12 protein-coding genes and 1 riboswitch are annotated in these 18,252 nt (G+C 46.2%); of the genes, 10 read left to right on the top strand and 2 right to left on the bottom strand.

Translation table 11 applies throughout. The features are described from left to right. Positions 1 to 102 precede the first annotated feature (102 nt). Entirely contained in the window at positions 103 to 1,122 is a 1,020-nt protein-coding gene (gene splB, locus SPSYN_RS02575) for a spore photoproduct lyase (protein WP_161820964.1), read from the bottom strand. A 264-nt stretch (positions 1,123 to 1,386) separates the two neighbouring features. On the opposite strand from splB, the gene SPSYN_RS02570 reads away from it, so the two are divergent. Beyond that, positions 1,387 to 2,328, top strand: coding sequence for a class I SAM-dependent methyltransferase (locus SPSYN_RS02570; protein WP_161820963.1), 942 nt, complete (start codon positions 1,387 to 1,389; stop codon positions 2,326 to 2,328). Positions 2,329 to 2,477: 149 nt separating this feature from the next. Here SPSYN_RS02570 and SPSYN_RS02565 read toward each other — a convergent pair whose 3' ends face one another. Further along, entirely contained in the window at positions 2,478 to 4,670 is a 2,193-nt protein-coding gene (locus SPSYN_RS02565; RefSeq protein ID WP_161820962.1) for a DNA topoisomerase III, read from the bottom strand. Positions 4,671 to 5,317: 647 nt separating this feature from the next. Between SPSYN_RS02565 and panC the strand changes: the two genes are divergently transcribed. From panC to SPSYN_RS02520, 9 genes are all read left to right on the top strand, one after another. Further along, complete coding sequence (gene panC / locus SPSYN_RS02560; protein WP_161820961.1) at positions 5,318 to 6,163, top strand: pantoate--beta-alanine ligase; 846 nt, start codon at positions 5,318 to 5,320, stop codon at positions 6,161 to 6,163. A gap of 4 nt (positions 6,164 to 6,167) precedes the next feature. After that, a complete protein-coding gene (gene panD / locus SPSYN_RS02555) occupies positions 6,168 to 6,548 on the top strand; it encodes an aspartate 1-decarboxylase (protein WP_161820960.1) in 381 nt (126 codons plus the stop codon). 158 nt (positions 6,549 to 6,706) lie between these two features. Then, complete coding sequence (nadA, locus tag SPSYN_RS02550; RefSeq protein ID WP_161821390.1) at positions 6,707 to 7,621, top strand: quinolinate synthase NadA; 915 nt, start codon at positions 6,707 to 6,709, stop codon at positions 7,619 to 7,621. A gap of 15 nt (positions 7,622 to 7,636) precedes the next feature. Then, positions 7,637 to 9,217: an L-aspartate oxidase gene (nadB, locus tag SPSYN_RS02545; RefSeq protein WP_161820959.1), complete on the top strand. Its 1,581-nt coding sequence runs from the start codon at positions 7,637 to 7,639 to the stop codon at positions 9,215 to 9,217. A gap of 38 nt (positions 9,218 to 9,255) precedes the next feature. After that, positions 9,256 to 10,113: a carboxylating nicotinate-nucleotide diphosphorylase gene (nadC, locus tag SPSYN_RS02540; protein WP_161820958.1), complete on the top strand. Its 858-nt coding sequence runs from the start codon at positions 9,256 to 9,258 to the stop codon at positions 10,111 to 10,113. Positions 10,114 to 10,210: 97 nt separating this feature from the next. Beyond that, on the top strand, positions 10,211 to 11,182 hold the full coding sequence (locus tag SPSYN_RS02535; RefSeq protein ID WP_161820957.1) for a biotin--[acetyl-CoA-carboxylase] ligase: 972 nt from the start codon (positions 10,211 to 10,213) through the stop codon (positions 11,180 to 11,182). A 108-nt stretch (positions 11,183 to 11,290) separates the two neighbouring features. Beyond that, positions 11,291 to 11,866 (top strand): biotin transporter BioY, encoded by a 576-nt coding sequence (locus SPSYN_RS02530; protein ID WP_161820956.1) that lies wholly within the window; start codon positions 11,291 to 11,293, stop codon positions 11,864 to 11,866. 149 nt (positions 11,867 to 12,015) lie between these two features. Next, a riboswitch (molybdenum cofactor riboswitch) is annotated at positions 12,016 to 12,132 on the top strand. A 445-nt stretch (positions 12,133 to 12,577) separates the two neighbouring features. Next, the gene (locus SPSYN_RS02525) at positions 12,578 to 14,158 is read left to right on the top strand and encodes a purple acid phosphatase family protein (RefSeq protein ID WP_161820955.1); all 1,581 of its coding nucleotides are present in this window, start codon (positions 12,578 to 12,580) and stop codon (positions 14,156 to 14,158) included. Positions 14,159 to 14,181: 23 nt separating this feature from the next. Further along, a complete protein-coding gene (locus tag SPSYN_RS02520) occupies positions 14,182 to 18,186 on the top strand; it encodes an FN3 associated domain-containing protein (protein ID WP_161820954.1) in 4,005 nt (1,334 codons plus the stop codon). Positions 18,187 to 18,252: the final 66 nt, after the last annotated feature.

Here is an 18,252-nt window from a genome sequence, read left to right as displayed (position 1 = left end):
ATAATCCCTCCATTTGTGAAGAATTTCGTTTTACAACCGTAATCTCCTCCTAACACTTTAGATAATTATTACCGTTTTATTGTGGTTTGCTTTTGGAATGTGCTAAACTAGATACTCAATCTTAGCTGCCGGGAAACAGTTGCTGAGCTCACTGTAAAAGAAAGTTCTAATTTCCTCCACTGTCTCCTTAGCATATACATATTTCCCGTATCCAAACTGTCCGAATTTGAACTTACGCTCATCTTCCTCCATAGGTAAGGTGGTATCAGGGAATACCTCCAGGATACGTTTTTTGGCCGAAGCTGTGAACCGATGAGTGATTAACTCGAAGATAATGTCTGTCGAGAGCGTAGGAGGTAATTCTCTGGCCATGAACTGGATTAAATCTTGGTAATCGTTCTGCCAGCCTTGGTAACAGAAAATGGGGGCGATTAAAAAACCCAGTGGGTAACCTGCTTCCGCCACACGCCGAGCAGCACTTAACCGGGCTTGGGCCACGGGTGTGCCTTGTTCATAGGTTTTGATAATGTGGTCGGTATTAATGCTGAATCGAAAGCGGGTATGTCCATTATGCCGGGCATTTAGCAGCGTATCCACTTCGGTGAACTTAGTGACAAAACGAAACCGAGCCAATGGCTGCCGGCCGAAAAATTCCACAGCTCGTGCCAGTGAGCCGGTGTACGGTTCCACAGGAATGGGATCGGAAGTGGCTGCCCCCTCGAACACAGTGGTTTCGGGAGCCCTCTTATTGATGTATTTTTCCGCCTGCTGTAGTATCTCATCAATATTTACATATACTCTGACATAAGGTTTTTTGCCCATAGTTGTGTTCAGGTAACAATACTGGCACTGGCCGGTGCAGCTGGTACTCAACGGCAGCTGGTAGTGGGCTGATGGTTTGCACGGCGAAAATTGTAGCGTGCGACGTACTCCCACCACGAGTGTGCGTTTCGCCTCCAAATAGGCTTCCCGGGGCGTTTTGCCGGGTATCCCGGTCACCCGGTTATGACTGCCTATTTTGGAAATAGGTACTCCATCAGACTTGAATCTTGCATACAACTGCTGCCCAAGAGGGTAATCTAAAGCTGCTTGTTCAAAAAAAACTCGCTTTGGTATAAACAAAAATATCCCCCCTCCGATGCTAGGGTTATTCAAACAGCTTTAGTATATCCTCATAAGTCATAGCTGATTTATAACTTGGTTATGTCTTAGAACGGTCACAAATTCCGTGCCTGGCTTTTTCACTAATAGCTTCTGGAAGTATTATGGGTTGCGAAAGCCGGTTGTTAGGGATAAATCACTATGTAATAAGAAAGGAAATTAACAAATGCTAAAGAATAAAGATCTCTAATGTTAAATATTATGAAATAAAGAGAGGCGACTTGAATGCCAAACACAGAATCCTTTCAGCTACCCCAGGAATTTTTAATTGTTGGCGCAGCTGTACAAACTGGATTGTTTGAAGAATTAAAAAGTAATCCCTGTACCCTGAAGGAATTGACGGCTAAAACGAATAGCGACTACAGAGCTTTGTGGACGGTTGTTGAAGCTTTGATTGCTTTAAAGTACCTGGTATATGATGGTGATAAAATTAAGCTCACTGAAGAAGCGGACAACATCTTTTTTAATCCCGAGCACGAACAATATACAGGTTTTTCATTCATGCATACTTATAACATTATGAAGGTATGGACACAATTGCCGGAAGTAATAAATAGCGGGAAACCGGTAGTGAAAAAGGATCCATCCGAACATAACAAGCATTTTATCAAGGCCATGAGCCACTTTGCCCGGCAGTCGGCATCGCAAATTGTTGTTTATTGCTTAAAAGACTTACCCGCAAACCCCAGGGTGCTTGATGTCGGCGGTGGTCCGCTAACTTATGCTAATGCTTTTGCCCGCAATGGAGCCAGGGTTACTATACAGGACCTGCCTGAAGTTATAGATATGATGCAACCGGAACTGGATAAAGAGTTAGCCATTAAAATGGTTAAAGGTGATTTTACTCAAGGGCTGCCGCCGGGACCTTATGACCTGGTATACCTTGGTAATGTATGTCACATTTATGGTGAGCAGGAGAACAGAAAATTGTTTCAAGACGCAGCGCATGAACTAGAACCGGGAGGACAAATTGTCATCAACGATATGATCCGGGACACAGGCGTTATGCCGGCACTATTTGCGGTAAATATGCTGATTAACACAGCTTCCGGAGGAACATGGACTTTTGAGCAATATAAAACATGGCTAGCTGCTGCCGGTTGTGAAGCAGCACCCTGGGAAGAGGTGGGCGGCAGGCAACTGATTAAGGCTACTAAGATTCGTTAGGGTGAATTTGGCTGTTCTGACCAGCTTTTTAGTAGATCCGAAGGTGAATGAAAATCCCCCGTCTTCATTGATGTGAGAGACGGGGGATTTTTTACCTCCCTTGTTTGTTTTCCTTGTGTGCTATGCAAAAAAATGTTCAACATATGACTTTATTTCAGCTTCAATTTGGCCAGAGCCTCTGCCAGGGCGGGGTTGGTCAGCCCGTTATCGGAGCTCTTCTGTTGTCGAAGGTATTTTTGCACATCCCTTTTAGAGGCATCCTGCGTATCTTTATTCCTTCTCTCGTTAAAGGCGGTGAGCTTTTCCCGGTAGCCGCACTTGCAGGTAAATATTTGTCCTTCTCCCTCGCCATGCAGGGTTAGCTTTTTGTGGCAGTTGGGGCACCTGGCGTTGGTTATTTTCCCGATCCCTTTTCGATAACCGCACTCCCTATCCTGGCAAACCAGCATTTTGCCTTTTTTACCGTTAACCTCCAGCAAGCGTTTGCCACAATCGGGGCATTTTTCACCGGTCAAGTTATCATGTTTGAATTTGCTGGTGCTATTTTTTATATCATTAACAACGACATTGGCGTACTGCTTCATTTCCCCGATGAAATTGTTTTTATTAAGCCTCCCTTGGGCAATGGCCTCCAGCTTCTGCTCCCATTGGGCGGTTAAGGCAGGTGTTTTCAAATCTCCGGGGACTAAATTAAGCAATTGTCTACCTTTTGAAGTGATAAATAGATTTTTGCCTCTTTTTTCAATAAAAAAATTATTAAACAGCTTTTCAATAATATCGGCCCTGGTGGCTACGGTTCCCAGCCCACCGGTTTTACCGATGCTTTGAATCAAACCTTTATTTTCCCCGGCCATATATTTGGCAGGGTTCTCCATGGCGGAGAGCAGACTGGCTTCGTTAAATGGCTCCGGTGGTTTGGTTTCCCCCCGGGTCTGGGAAACTACCGATATCTTTAAAACATCACCTTTATTTAAAGCCGGTAACACCTGTTCGGCAATATCGTTTCCTGTATCCTCTCCCTCGTCGAAATGATTATTGTACACCTCTTTCCAGCCCTGGGCAATCACCACTTTACCCCGGGCGGTAAAAAGCTCATTACCGATACCGGCTCTGATGGTGGTCTGTTCGTACTCAAAGGGAGGATACAAAACTGCTAAAAACCTTTTTACCACCAAATCATATATTCTTCTTTCCATATCGCTTAAATTGTTTAAGAAAACCGGCTGTTCTGTCGGGATAATCGCATGATGGTCGGTTACTTTACTGTCATCCACAAAGGACTTGTTGGTCTTTACAGGGCTTTGCAGTATTCTGGCTGCCAGTTTAGCATATGGCGGCACGCTGCAGGCATTAAGCCGTTCCTTTATGGTATCGACGATATCCGTGGTTATATACCGGGAGTCTGTTCTGGGATAGGTCAGTACTTTGTGCTGCTCGTACAGCCGCTGCATAATGGATAGAGTTTCCTTGGCCGAATAACCAAAAAGCTTATTAGCATCTCTTTGGAGCTCTGTTAAGTCATACAGACGGGGAGCAAAACTCTTTTTGTAGGTTTTATCTACCGCTGATATTACAGCGTTTTTATTTTGTATGGACAATATTATTTGGGCGCATCTATCCTGGTCAAAAATTCTGGTATCTTTAGTTTGGCTGTCCTGCCAGGTTAGATGTAATTTATCTGCTTTGGCTATAATGCCGTAAAATGTCCGGGGCTTGAAGTTTTGAATTTCCTTTTCCCTGCCGGCAATTATGGCCAGGGTTGGGGTTTGAACTCTGCCGCAGGAAAGCTGGGCATTGTATTTACAGGTCAAAGCCCGGGTGGCATTGATGCCCACCAGCCAGTCGGCCTCAGCCCGGGCAACGGCGGAGGCATAAAGATTTTCATAATCTTTGCCGTTTCTTAAATTTCTGACCCCATCTTTGATCGCCTTGTCGGTAACCGACGAAATCCAGAGTCGCTTAAGTGGCTTCTTTACCTGCGCCTTTTCTATAATCCACCTGGCCACCAGCTCACCCTCGCGTCCTGCATCGGTGGCAATCACAATCTCCCGAACATCTTTTCTTTTCATTTGTGTAGTAACGGCATTATATTGCTTGCCGCTTTGTTTAATCACCGCCAGTTTTATATAGGGGGGCAGAATAGGCAGATCCTCCAGCCGCCACGTGCTGAATTTTTGATCATAGGCCTCGGGGTCGGCCAGTGTTACCAAGTGGCCCAGTGCCCAGGTGACGATATGTCTGTCGCCTTCCAGATATCCGTTTCCTTTTTTACGGCAATTCAAAACTCGCGCCAGGTCTCTACCTACAGATGGTTTTTCCGCTAGAAATAGTATTTTATCCATATTAATAATCCTCTCCAAGTGCGACGGAAAATAGAAGCATAATCATCTTGAAATCACCATGCTGCGAGCTTAACAAGATGATAAACAATCCCCAATTTGGTGTATAAAATAATTACTTTGACAGCACCGGGGAGAACTCCTGCAACTTAAAGGTTAGCCAATTGCCGTTCCGAAACCATATATGCTTTCAGGAATTTCTACATTAGTACCGTGTACATAATGCCGTGAAATGCATTGACAAATTATAGGACGCATATTAATATGTTTGTTGCTGTCTTTTATTAGATTACCAACTTTATTCATAGCTTTTTGAAACTTAAGATTATAACAGTTCTGTGCTTTGAATTTACATTGTAAAATCCTATAATCAACAAAAAATTACTGTAGTAATAATTATAAAAATATTGCTACACCTTTATTGGTATGTTAAAATTGATAAAAGTATTGGGCGGTATCTGCTTAGAACTGCACCGTTTGTTTAGATGGTTGGTTGGGTAGGTGGTTTGTTCGCAAGACTAAGCTGTGACATATCTCCGCTTGGAGCCGGTAGGACCGAGACGGGTTGCACAAGGGATTCTATGCCCTTCGGACTTGTCCGGAGGGCTTTTGTGTAACCAAAAGATATATTATCATAAGGAGTTGTGCCTATGCAGGTCTATCGTAAGGTAGGGGAAATTAGAGAGTTTACAAGCAAAGCTAGAGGTGAGGGTAAAACCGTTGGTTTAGTTCCTACCATGGGCTATTTCCATGAAGGTCATTTGAATCTGATGCGGGAAGCTAAAAAAAAGTGCGATGTTGTGGTGGTTTCTCTGTTTGTTAATCCGCTCCAGTTTGGCCCCAAAGAAGACTTGGGCGTATATCCCCGGGACTTCGACCGGGACTGCGCCATGGCTATGTCGGTAGGAGTAGACGCGGTTTTTGCACCCGGCAATGATGATATGTACCCGAAGGGATACAACTCCTTTGTTGAGATAACCGGTATAACGGATAAACTTTGCGGGTTGTCTCGACCAGGCCATTTTCGTGGGGTAACTACTGTGGTGGCCAAGCTATTTAACATTATTCGGCCTAATCAAGCTTTCTTCGGCCAAAAAGATGCCCAACAAGCTTTGGTTATTGAAAAGATGGTGCGGGATTTAAACATGGATTTAGAAATTGTTACTTTGCCCATTGTGAGAGAAGCAGATGGTTTGGCGATGAGTTCTCGCAATGTTTACTTAAATGAAGAACAACGCCAGGCCGCACCAGTGCTTTATCGGAGTTTGTGTGCTTTTCGAGATGCTGTGGCTAAAGGTGAAAGAAGTGTACCAAAATTGCGCCTGGGCATAGAGGAGATGATTTTATCTACTCCCGGTGCAGAAATCGATTATGTGGAAATATTATCGGTGCCCGATTTGGAACCGCTGGATACAATAAATTGCAAATGCATTGCTGCACTGGCGGTACGTTTTGGCAAAACCAGGCTTATTGATAATATGGTAGTGGAGGTATAAAACAATGTTTTTAAATATGTTTAAATCCAAAATCCACCGTGCCGTAGTTACCCAGGCCAATTTAAATTATGTAGGCAGTATTACCATTGATGAGGCTTTGCTGGAAGCTGCCGATATATTGCCCGGCGAAAAGGTACAAGTGGTTAACAATAACAACGGTGCCCGTTTGGAAACCTATGTTATACAAGGTGAGCGTGACTCTGGTGTGATTTGCCTGAATGGGGCGGCAGCCAGATTGGTGCAGCCCGGTGATACCGTTATTATCATAACCTATGCTATTATGGACCGCGATGAAGCTCGCAGTTTTAAACCCAAAGCGATACTAGTGGATGAAAACAATAAAGTTGTTCGCATCATGGAGGAAAAACACGGCGAAGAAGCTTAATATGCCGGTGTTAATCCCTGTTATATGGCATTGGTGGTAGCCCGAGCAAATTCACAATATAAAATTTGTTGAGAGATAACGAAATTTAGGTATAATAGTGGGTATATTATACCCTGGTGGCTAATTTCGCGTTATGAAGGAGTGATTACGTGCTCGATATTGCTATTCATGAACAACTGGTAAAAGAAATAATGCAGCTGAAGCAGCAACGCAACGCGATTATATTAAGTCACGTATACCAGCCACCCGAGATCCAGGAGGTTGCTGATTTAGTAGGCGATTCTTTGGAGCTGTCTCGTCGGGCTGCTGCTACCGATGCCGGTGTGATTGTTTTTTGTGGAGTACACTTTATGGCTGAAAGTGCAGCTGTATTATCACCTGAAAAAATCGTATTGCTACCCGAGGCAAATGCCGGGTGTCCAATGGCGGACATGGTTACAGCGGAGGCATTACGAGCCAAAAAAAATAATTTGCCAGGTGCCCAGGTGGTGTGTTATGTTAACACATCAGCAGAAGTTAAAGCGGAATGCGATATTGCGTGCACATCCGCTAATGCCGTACAGGTGGTAACTTCGTTACCTACCGACCGCCCAATTATTTTTGTGCCTGACAAGAATTTGGGTCGTTATGTGGCCAGGCAGTCCGGTCGGACGATGAACATCTGGGAAGGGTGTTGCCCTATACATGATCAGTTATCCGCAGACGATGTGCTAAAAGTTAAGTCGGAACATCCAAAGGCTCTGGTGCTAGTGCATCCCGAGTGCCGCCCCGAGGTAGTGGAACTTGCCGATCACGTGGCCAGCACTACTGGTATGCTAAGATTTGCCAGAGAAAGCCAAAACAAAGAATTCATTGTAGCTACTGAAAAAGGGATACTGCACCAGTTAAATAAACAGTGTCCCGGCAAAAGCTTTTATCCCGCTTCGGATAAACTTGTTTGTCGGGATATGAAATCAATCACCTTGGAAATGGTGCTGCACTCACTACAAACTCTGGAGCCTCGGGTAACCGTTACTGCTGTGGTAAGAGAGCGGGCGTTGAAGTGCCTGGAAAAAATGCTGGCGGTACAATAAACGGAGGGTTTTCCAGTGGCTAACCATTATATAATGAATTTTAACACCCGGGAGCTGCCTATATATAACACCGATTATGTAATTTTAGGTAGTGGTATTGCCGGGTTTTTCACCGCCCTTTTGGCCAGCCGACTGGGAGCCGGGGTTACTGTGCTGACCAAGCAAAGTATATTGGACAGTAATACCGACAAAGCTCAGGGTGGTATAGCTGCGGCGATGGATTCTGATGATTCTCCGGAATTACATTATCAAGACACTTTGCGGGCCGGTGCCGGACTATGTGACCAGGGAGCTGTGCGCATTTTAGTTAATGAGGGGCCGCGCCGGGTTTTACAGCTAATGGATATGGGAGCCCGCTTTGATGTTGAAGGTGAGCGTTTGGCACTAACCCGGGAAGGTGCTCATAGCTGCCGGCGTATACTGCACGCCAGTGGTGATGCCACCGGGGCCGAAATACAGCGGGTATTGAACGAGAAGGCTCTGGCTGAGCAAAATATTCAGGTGCACGAACGGCACATGGCAGTAGATCTTTTAGTCAAAGATAATGTTTGCTATGGTGTATTGGCTTACGATTGTGAGACTAATTGCTTAAAGGTTTTTCGGAGTCGGGCAGTTGTTTTAGCCACGGGTGGTTTGGGTCAGCTTTATGAGCATAGTACTAACCCTGAGGTGGCTACCGGGGACGGCATTGCGATGGCTTACCGGGCAGGTGCAGAGGTGATGGACATGGAGTTTCACCAGTTCCACCCTACCGTGTTAAACTTGCCGGGCGCTCCGCCGTTTTTAATATCTGAAGCCGTGCGAGGTGAGGGAGCTTACCTGCGCAACGACCGGGGCGAGCGGTTTATGCCTGCTTATCATGAACTTGCTGAACTGGCGCCCCGGGATATAGTTGTACGGGCTATTCTACAGGAAATACATAAAGGTTCTAATGGCATTTTCCTTGATTTGGGTCATCTAGATACAGACATGGTTTTGCACCGGTTTCCCAATATTAACCGCACCTGTTTGAGTTATGGACTGGATATTACCCGTGACATGTTGCCGGTAGCTCCGGCTGCCCATTATATGATGGGTGGTGTAAAAACCAATTATTGTGGAGAAACCAGTGTGGAGCGTCTATACGCCTGCGGCGAAGTAGGCTGCCAAGGGGTACACGGGGCCAACCGTTTGGCCAGTAACTCGTTATTGGACGGCCTGGTATTCGGTGGCCGTATCGTGGAGCGCACTGCTGGTCTTTGGCGGGAGAATATGAGCCCTTGGCCTGATTTCGCAGCGGAATTGCCCGACCTTGCTGAACCGGTGGATTACCAGTTGCTGCAGCAAGAACTGCGGGCTTTAATGAGCAGGTATGTTGGCCCGCTGCGCAACCGGGAAGGCTTGGAAAAGGTGCTTAGTTTTATAGATGAGTACTCTCGGCTGGAAGATACCGCAGCTAAGGACTTGCCGGCTGTTGAGATGAACAACCGTTTACTAGTGTGCCGCCTGGTAGCGGAATCAGCTCTAATGCGCACCGAGAGTAGAGGAGGTCATTTCCGCCAAGATTACCCGGAACCACGTAATAGCTGGAAAAAACATATTATATTACGCAAGTAACCGCTGAATTGATGTGCATATAGAGATGAGGTACTTTAATGCATATAAACGAACGTTTATTAAATGAGCTCATTGACCGTGCCTTGACCGAAGATATCGGTTCGGGCGATCTCACCACGGACAGTATCGTACCTGACGATATTGTCGCCGTTGGCTATATTAAAGCCAAGCAGCATGGTATTGTAGCCGGGTTACCCGTAGCACGGGCGGTGTTTAAGCACCTTGACCCTGATTTGCAATTCATACCCCAGGTGGCCGAAGGGGCTAAGATAAGTCCTGGTGAGGTACTGGTGCAATTAAACGGGCGAGCTCGGACCATGCTTACCGGGGAAAGGCTGGCTCTTAATTTTTTACAGCGCCTTTCCGGGATAGCTACACTCACGGCGGCATTGGTAGAATTAGTGCAAGGTTACCAGGTGCGCATCGTAGATACTCGAAAAACAACGCCGGGACTGCGCCAACTGGAAAAGTATGCTGTCCGAGTAGGTGGCGGTCATAATCATCGCCTGGGCTTGTTTGATGCTGTATTGATTAAAGATAATCATATCAAAGTGGTCGGTGGCATTAAGCAGGCTGTAGCAAGTGCCCGGTCACAGGTGCCGCATACCGCTAAAATTGAGGTGGAAACCGAAGATTTGAGTGGTGTACAGGAGGCTTTGGAGGCAGGAGCAGATATTATTATGCTGGATAATATGGACCTTCATACTATGGCTGAGGCAGTGCAGCTGGTTAAAGGCCGTGCGTTGGTGGAAGCATCAGGTGGTATGAGTACACAGACCATTGCCGACGTTGCAGCTACCGGAGTAGACATCATTTCGGTAGGGGCATTGACCCATTCAGCAACTGCACTGGATATTAGCCTGGATGTGGGAGAGCTTAAGCCGATGCGTAATTAATGGTAAACTATTGGTTGCTCCATGATTGACAATGTTGTTTGCAGACAATATAATGAATTTTATCTGAAATAATGTTTAAGCATCGGAGTGCTGGTATATGAAGAGCAGTATTGTGCATATTTTAAAACAAAGCGGTGATTGGGTCTCAGGTGAATACCTGTGTCGGGATCTGGGCGTGTCTCGTACTGCGGTGTGGAAACATATCCGAGGTTTACGGGAAGAAGGTTATGATATTGAGGCTAGGGCTAACTTAGGGTACCGATTACTGAGTGTGCCTGATGTACCATACCCCGATGAGGTTGCTGTTGGACTGGGCACCGCGGTGATGGGTTGCCGGGTTGAGTTCTTTACTGATCTGCCAACGACTAACGGGGAGGCCAAAAAGTTGGCCTTAGCAGGCTCTCCGGAAGGTACAGTAGTGGTAGCTGAAAGTCAGAGCGGTGGCAAAGGGCGGATGGACCGTGTTTGGTTCTCCCCACCGGCCAAGGGGTTGTGGTTTACTATCGTTTTGCGCCCGCAAGTCAATCTAGTGGAGACACCACAGATCACTATGGTGGTGGCCGTTGCGGTGGCGCTGGCGGTTCGTGAACATACCGGGGTTGCAGTGGGCATTAAGTGGCCCAATGACTTACTGATGGAAGATAAAAAACTATGCGGCATTCTAGTGGAGCTAAATGCTGAGATGGACAGGGTTAATTTTATGGTGGCAGGTATTGGTTTGAATGTAAATATTGATAAGAGCCAATTCCCTCCCGAGCTATCTGAGATTGCCACTTCGTTAAAAATCGCAGCCGGGCATCATATACCCCGGGTACCATTGTTTCGGACTATTCTGCAATCCTTCGAAATTTGGTATCGGCGTTGGCTGCAGGAAGGTTTTGTACCTATACTGAATAAGTGGCGGGAGTTATGTGTTACTTTGGATTGCCCGGTTACTGTACATAATATTAAAGACAGTTATATTGGTCATGCTATGGATGTAGACGAAACCGGGGCTTTGCTGGTTAAATTGCCGGATGGTACAATACAGCGTCTCGTGGCAGGGGAGGTGTCGCTGCGTAAAGTTTGAATTTTACGCTCTGTTTTGTCAGAGGGTAAATTTTTTGTGACTCAATAGTTAACCTTCTTTATATAACTGGTTAACTAAAAAAACGAGAAAAGAAAGGAATGTGCTCTAATGAATAAATTGACACCGCGAGAAATGATATTAGTGGCCATGTTTGCTTCGTTGGCCGTAGTTGCTGCTCTGCTGTTTCGTTTTCTTGGTGGTATGATAGTGCCCTTTAGCTTGCTGCCCTTTGTGGCACTGCTGGCTGGTGGGCTGTTAGGGGCCAGGTTGGGAGCGCTGAGTATGGGTATTTATGTGCTGATGGGTTTGCTAGGGATGCCGGTCTTTGAAAAACCTCCCTTTGGGGGGCCGGCTTATATATTATCACCCACCTTTGGCTTTTTGCTGGGTTTTGTATTGGCTGCTTTCGTAACCGGGTTAATTCTACAAGGCCAGCGGGATGCTGGTCCGCTACGTCTTTCCCTGTCTATGCTGGCAGGGGTGGCGATGATTTGGGTTGTAGGGTTGCCTTATCTTTATGTTATATTGAATTACTACATGGGTAAGTCTTTTGATTTGATACAGATCATGATGCTCTTTTTTATGCCTTTTATTGGATTTGACCTGTTTAAGGCACTGGCTGCCGGCGTGCTTGTGCGCATGGTGGGGGTGCGCCTTCCTGTATTGAAAGAGCAGCAGGATTAATTTGTGGTAAATTGTCTAGAACCAACAACCTCAGTTATCTGATTACGAAGTCCTTGAAATTATGAAATTAGTGATATAATAATTGGCGTAAAAGTGGAAAAACTTGTTTTGACAATGTAGATCAAAACAGATATAATTTTCTTTAACTAAATATCCATGATTTCCGAGTTAACCAGCCTAAAGCAAATGGCAATGGCAATTAACCTCAGGGTATAAATGGAAACATTTGTGCCTCCCTTTTGGAAAGGAAATTATACCTTGTATGATCTGATTTATTTTTGGTAGGATCCACAAGTGATATGAGCAGTTTTCCGCGGGAGGAAAACTGTTTTTTACTTTCTATGACTAAGTTCCGGGCGGGGAACAGCACGTTTTTTTTAAGGCGAGCTATTCCCGCCTGTCCTGGATTAGGGATAAAAGATAACTTTGCTTTTATCATTATAATGGTAAATGCCTCAGGTCGCTATGATATTGGATCCGGAGGGAGTGTGGCGAAAGAAAGGAAATTATCATGGCGTATGCTATGGAGGGCTAACCACTGGTACTTGCTTCCGACCCGGGGTATGAAAACAACAACGAGTTTGACCCCTTCGCACTATAGTGAATGAGAATATCTCTGTGAATTAATAATTAAACAAGTGTGCGATGGGTATGGGATAGTGGTAACGGTGAAGTAATACATACTAATACATATTAAAAGGGAGAAACAAGATGAGTTTTATATCGGACAATTCCATTGCAAAAAAAACAATAATCTGCTTGACGGTTTTAGTAGCGTTACTGTTTGCCTTTTCTTCAATTATCAATCCTTGTTTCGCAGAGCCAAGTGTTAGTAACCTTAATAGTAATCTATTCAAATATAGTATCCTGTCGTGGACGGAAAACCCCCGGACTACACAAACTATCACTTGGAGGACAGAGGATATCAACCAGGACCGGGTGCAGTACCAGCCTGATGTCGGTTTTAGCGGCAGCTTTGATAGTGCTCGGGAAGTAATTGCTGACGGACCCATTTTCAATGATGGATACTTCCACTTTGTAGCGACTATCAGGGAACTGATTCCCGGTACAGGTTACGTCTACCGCGTTGGTAAAGAAGGGTCCTGGAGTGAATCGGCTACTTTCAACACCGCTGCGGCCGGCGATAAGTTTTCTTTTCTTTACATGGGTGATGTTCAAGAAGGTTATAATTCTTGGGGGGAAATGGTCAGTAAAGCTTATGAAGATCATCCCGGCCTCAAATTTGGAATTCTAGGCGGGGATTTGGTCGATGACGGCAGCAGCACCGAGGAATGGCAGCAGTTTTTCACCGCTGCTTCGCCTGTTTTTCGCCGGATTCCGTTAATGCTATCCGCGGGTAACCACGACAATACGGATGAGTTCTGGAATGTTTTTGCCCTGCCCCGGAACGGGCCAGCGGGATATGAAGAAAAGTTTTACTCCTTCGACTACGGAAACTGCCATATCGTCGTGTTAAATAGTAACTATATGGGTGCACCCGGAATTGGTGATTATGACAAGCTTATTAACTGGTTGCAAAATGACCTTAAAAACAGCGAACAGCGGTGGAAACTAGTGGTCTTCCATCACCCACCTTACCCGGTTGTCTACGATTGGCGGGCGGAACATTTGCAAAATAATTGGGTTCCGTTTTTGGAACAATGCGGGGTGGATATGGTTTTAGTCGGACACCAGCATGTCTACATGCGGACCAAGCCATTGTTGAATGGTGCTATTCAGTCTGACGGAGAGGGTATTGTTTACATAATGGGTAATGCGGGGACAAAGCATTATGGACCCGGACCAGATTATGACTACATTGCTAAACAATTAGCCTACGTTAGCAATTATCAAATAATTAGTATCAATGGGGATATCCTTACTTTGATCGCTAAAGATGCCGATGGCAACATTATTGATAGCTATGAAATAGTTAAGCAGCCAGTTACCGGTAACCCCATATACACGGTCATTCCGGTGATTGATTCTGCTTATCAAATTGAGTCCACCAACGATGGTATCAAAGCTATGACCGTAAACATCGGCGTTTCAGGGATGAAGTATTTTGGCGTGCAGGTGGAATCGGTAAAAGCACATGCGGGGGTTGAAACCGTCGTCTTTTCACATTTAAGAGACGGCTTCCAGCTGGGAATCAACGCAACTAAAGCGGACTTTGACGTAGTGGACACCGCTCAGGCAGGCTTCAATGTGCATCCTGGCGATATGGTCAAGGCCTATGTGGTTGATGATCTGACCAATGCGATTGATCACAACCCGATAGTTTTACAATGAAGTGAAAGGAGTGAACAAAGCGTATGCACGGATCACCCAGCAGAATCAGCGTCATATTATTAGCCGGATTGTTTTGCTTAGCTAGTGTGGTCGCTTTGCTAGTACCCGCGGCAGCTTTTGCCGCGGGGGGTGATATTACCATATCGGGGTCCGGGTTGAACATCCCCGGACCAATAACCATTACCCAAAGCCAGCTCCGGGGAACCGAGGCATTGTCACCGGACTTGCAATCAATATACGGCGAGGTTTATCTAACACAGCATGACGAGTGGTACAGCACTATTAACACCTGGCCTACTAAAAGTTGGTACCGGGGCGAGGGGGTTAAACTGACCGACTTGTTTAAACTGGCCGGTGGAATAAATGATGATGCCACCCAGATAAGATTTACTTCCACCGATGGCTTTAAGGTAACTTTTACGGTAGATGAATTGTTAAATACCCCGCGGTATCGTTTTCCTAATTTCATGAGCAACGGCCTCTCCGGTCATCTCCCCGGTGACCCGTCGGGAGCAGAGCCGGTGGAGGCTATCATTGCCCACAGGAGTTTTTACGTTCAAAACATTGAAGATGTTACAGGAGAACATGCCCACGAGAATTTTAGCCGCAGTGAAGCAAATCATCTAATATACGGGCAGCGTGCGGTAACCCAGCAAACCAATGCCAGGTTTGCCAAGTATGTAACGAAAATCGAGGTGCTCACTGATGACGTGCCCCAATGGGATGAGCCTACTTCCAGCGTAGATCCGGGAGAGGTGGAAGTGGGGACCTTTGTAGAGCTGCACAGTCTTTTCAACGATGAGGATAAAGTTCATTACACGCTTGACGGCAGCACTCCGACCATAGACAGTCCCATGTACAACTGGATTGCCAGCCGGTGGTGGTCGTCACGATCAGACGTTTTGAATGAGATTAATCACCCTATTGAAATAACAGATAACACTACAATCAAGGCAAGAGTAATCGGACCCGGCCGGGCGGACAGCGATGTCGTCACCTTTGAGTACCGTGTACCGCTTGCCATCAACACTGATAACCCGGCCAGGGCAATTCAGAACAAAGCATACGCCGGTCATACTTTCAGGGCAGTAGGCGGAGTGGAACCGCATAAATTTGCCATTACTGATGGAGCATTACCAGGAGGTATGAGTCTCAACGGTGCAGTGTTAGAAGGAACACCGTCTGAGAACGGTACATTCACCTTTACCGTGACTATAACCGATAGTGCAGAACCGGTAAATACAGACAGTCATGAATTTACTCTGATAGTAGATGAAGCTGGAGCGATCGTATCTCCAACACTGACAGCTGATACTACGAACAATACCGTGGGGCAGCCGATCGAACTGACCTTTGTTGATAATGCAGCCTGGCGCAACGCTATTACCGACGTGACCGTCAACGGAACTTCTATTACCGGCAAATACAGCGTTGCAGAAGGAGTAATCACCATTGAGGCCGGCGTATTTGACACCACCGGTAACTATACGATAGTTGTTATTGCTACCGGATATCCGGATGCAGGTGTGACGCAGAAGATCACCACCACAAGCGGGCAATTACCTGGCGACGAAAAAGTTGTGTTAGAAATCACCGGAGACGGAGTGGCGACTTCTAAGAAGTATACCCAGTTCCAATTGGAAGAAATGCCGCAATACCAGAATGTCTACAGCTGTATTAACACCTGGCCAAGCAAGAAATGGTATATTGGCAAAGGAGTTAGTTTAAGGGAACTGCTCAATGAGGCTGGAATAAAGGGAAGCGCTAAGCTGATCAAATTCTTTTCCAGCGATGGTTATTATATGACCCTTACGGTTCAGGAATTATTAAGAGATAGTCGTTATCGTTTTCCTAATTTCAAGAGTGGTGGCGGTGACGGCGACGGGCACATTCCCGGATCTTCATCGGGAGCGGTTGAGGTCGAGCCCATTATCGCACTGGTCAGCGCCGAGGGCACGGATAACCCGTCCTACATGAACGATGCAAATACCCCGTTGCTGATGCTTGGGCAGCGTACCGTTACCGAGCAAACAGGCCCTTTGTTTACGAAATATATAAATAAAATTGAGGTTAGCACTAACTCACCGGGAAAATGGGATAAGCCAACAGCTGAATTAACTTTTGACGGGGAGCCGGTTAAACCATACGACAATGGTACAGTACCGGCCGGAACAATGGTTCATCTTAAAAATAATAATATGGACCAGGATAAGATTCATTACACCACCGACGGGAGCACCCCGACCCTTGAAAGTCTGATGTATAACTGGATTGCCAAACGGTGGTGGTCGTCCCGAGGCGAGGAAACCGTGGCCAGGATCAATCATCCTATCGAGTTGACCGGGGACACAACCATCAAGGCGATTACCATTGGCCCCGGCAGGTCGAATAGTGACGTTGCTACCTTTACTTACAAGGTAACGGGAACCACGGACAGCAGGGCAGAATCTATAACATCAGACAAAGGCGGTACAGTGAGCCTTGGAAAAGAAGTCGTTATTGAAATACCGGCCGGTGCGCTGGCTGGTACCAGATCGGTGGAAGTAAAAATAGAGCGCGTGCCCTCACCTCCAGCTGCACCAGCAGGCTTCAAGATACTTGATGATGTATACGAGTTTACTGTGGACGGCAAGAGCAGTTGCGAATTTAAAAAAGCAGTAACTATCAAACTTAGATTCGACCCGGATGAGGTTTCTGCTGGTGAAACCCCGGCTGTTCATTACTACGATGAAACTGAGAAAAAATGGGTCAACATCGGTGGTGAGGTTTCCGATGACGGTGACACCATTTCTGTGCAGGTAGAACACTTTACCAAGTTTACAGTGATGGTCGCTGTTCCCATCACTGTAACAGCAACAATTAATCCCAGCGAAGGCGGCACCGTGAGCCTTGGCAAGGAAGCCGTCATTGAAATACCGGCCGGTGCGCTTGCTGGTACCGGCTCGGTGGAAGTAAAAATAGGGCGGGTGTCCACACCTCCAGCTGCACCTACAGGCTTCAAGTTTCTAGACGGTGTTTATGAGTTTAGCGTTGATGGGTATAACGGCTATCAGTTTAATAAGCCCGTCACTATCAGCCTTGAATTCGAACCTGAGAAGGTCAGTCATAATGCCACTCCGACCATCCACTACTACGAGGAAACTGGGGGAAAATGGGTAGACATTGGTGGTGAGGTGTCTAATAATACCATAACTGTGCGGGTGGACTATGTTGCCAAGTTTGCCGTTATGGTTAGGCTCCCCGTTACTGTAACAGCAATAATTGAGCCCAGCGAAGGTGGTACAGTGAGCCTTGGGGAAGAAGTTGTTATTGAAATACCGGCCGATGCCCTTAAGGGCATTAGCCCGGTAGAAGTAAAAATAGAGCGGGTGACCACACCTATCGATATGCCTACAGGCTTTAAATTAATCAGTGGTGTGTACGAGTTCAGCGTTGATGACAAGACCAGTTACAGCTTTAATAAAGCTGTAACCGTCAAACTTAGTTTTGATACGGATGCTATACTTGTGGGCGAAGCCCCGTCTGTTTATTACTACGATGAAAACAAGAAGGAATGGGTTGGTATTGGTGGTGAGTTATCCAGTACTAGCATTAGTGTGCAGTTAGAACACTTTACCAAGTTTGCCGTGATGGTCTCCGAGAAAGTGGTTAAAGTCATCAACTTTACTATTGGAGAGATGGCCGCTACTGTGAATGGCATTGTTTATCCCTTGGATGCAGTCCCATATATCGACACTCTGGCAGGGCGCACGCTGGTGCCGGCCCGATTTGTCAGCGAAGTCCTGGGTGCGGAAGTGAGCTGGCTGTCGGAAACCTCTCAGATTTGTATTAAGGATGATGACAAGGAGATCATTCTCACCCTTGGCTCCAGTGACGTTCTGGTCAACAACGTAAAGCAAACTATCGACTGTGCTCCGACAATATTGCCCCCTGGACGCACTTTCACACCGCTAAGGTTCGTGAGCGAGACTTTAGGGGCGAAAGTGGACTACGTAGCGGAGACCAATGATATAACAATTACCAGATAACACCGGTGTCATATGCCTAATCGATGACTATGTGTTGATAAACTAGATGTTTAGCGAAAAAGGTGC

It is taken from the genome of Sporotomaculum syntrophicum (assembly GCF_009932395.1).
Taxonomy (GTDB): domain Bacteria; phylum Bacillota; class Desulfotomaculia; order Desulfotomaculales; family Desulfallaceae; genus Sporotomaculum; species Sporotomaculum syntrophicum.
Note: the sequence above shows the minus strand (reverse complement) of the source record. Positions and strands in the feature narration are given on the sequence as shown.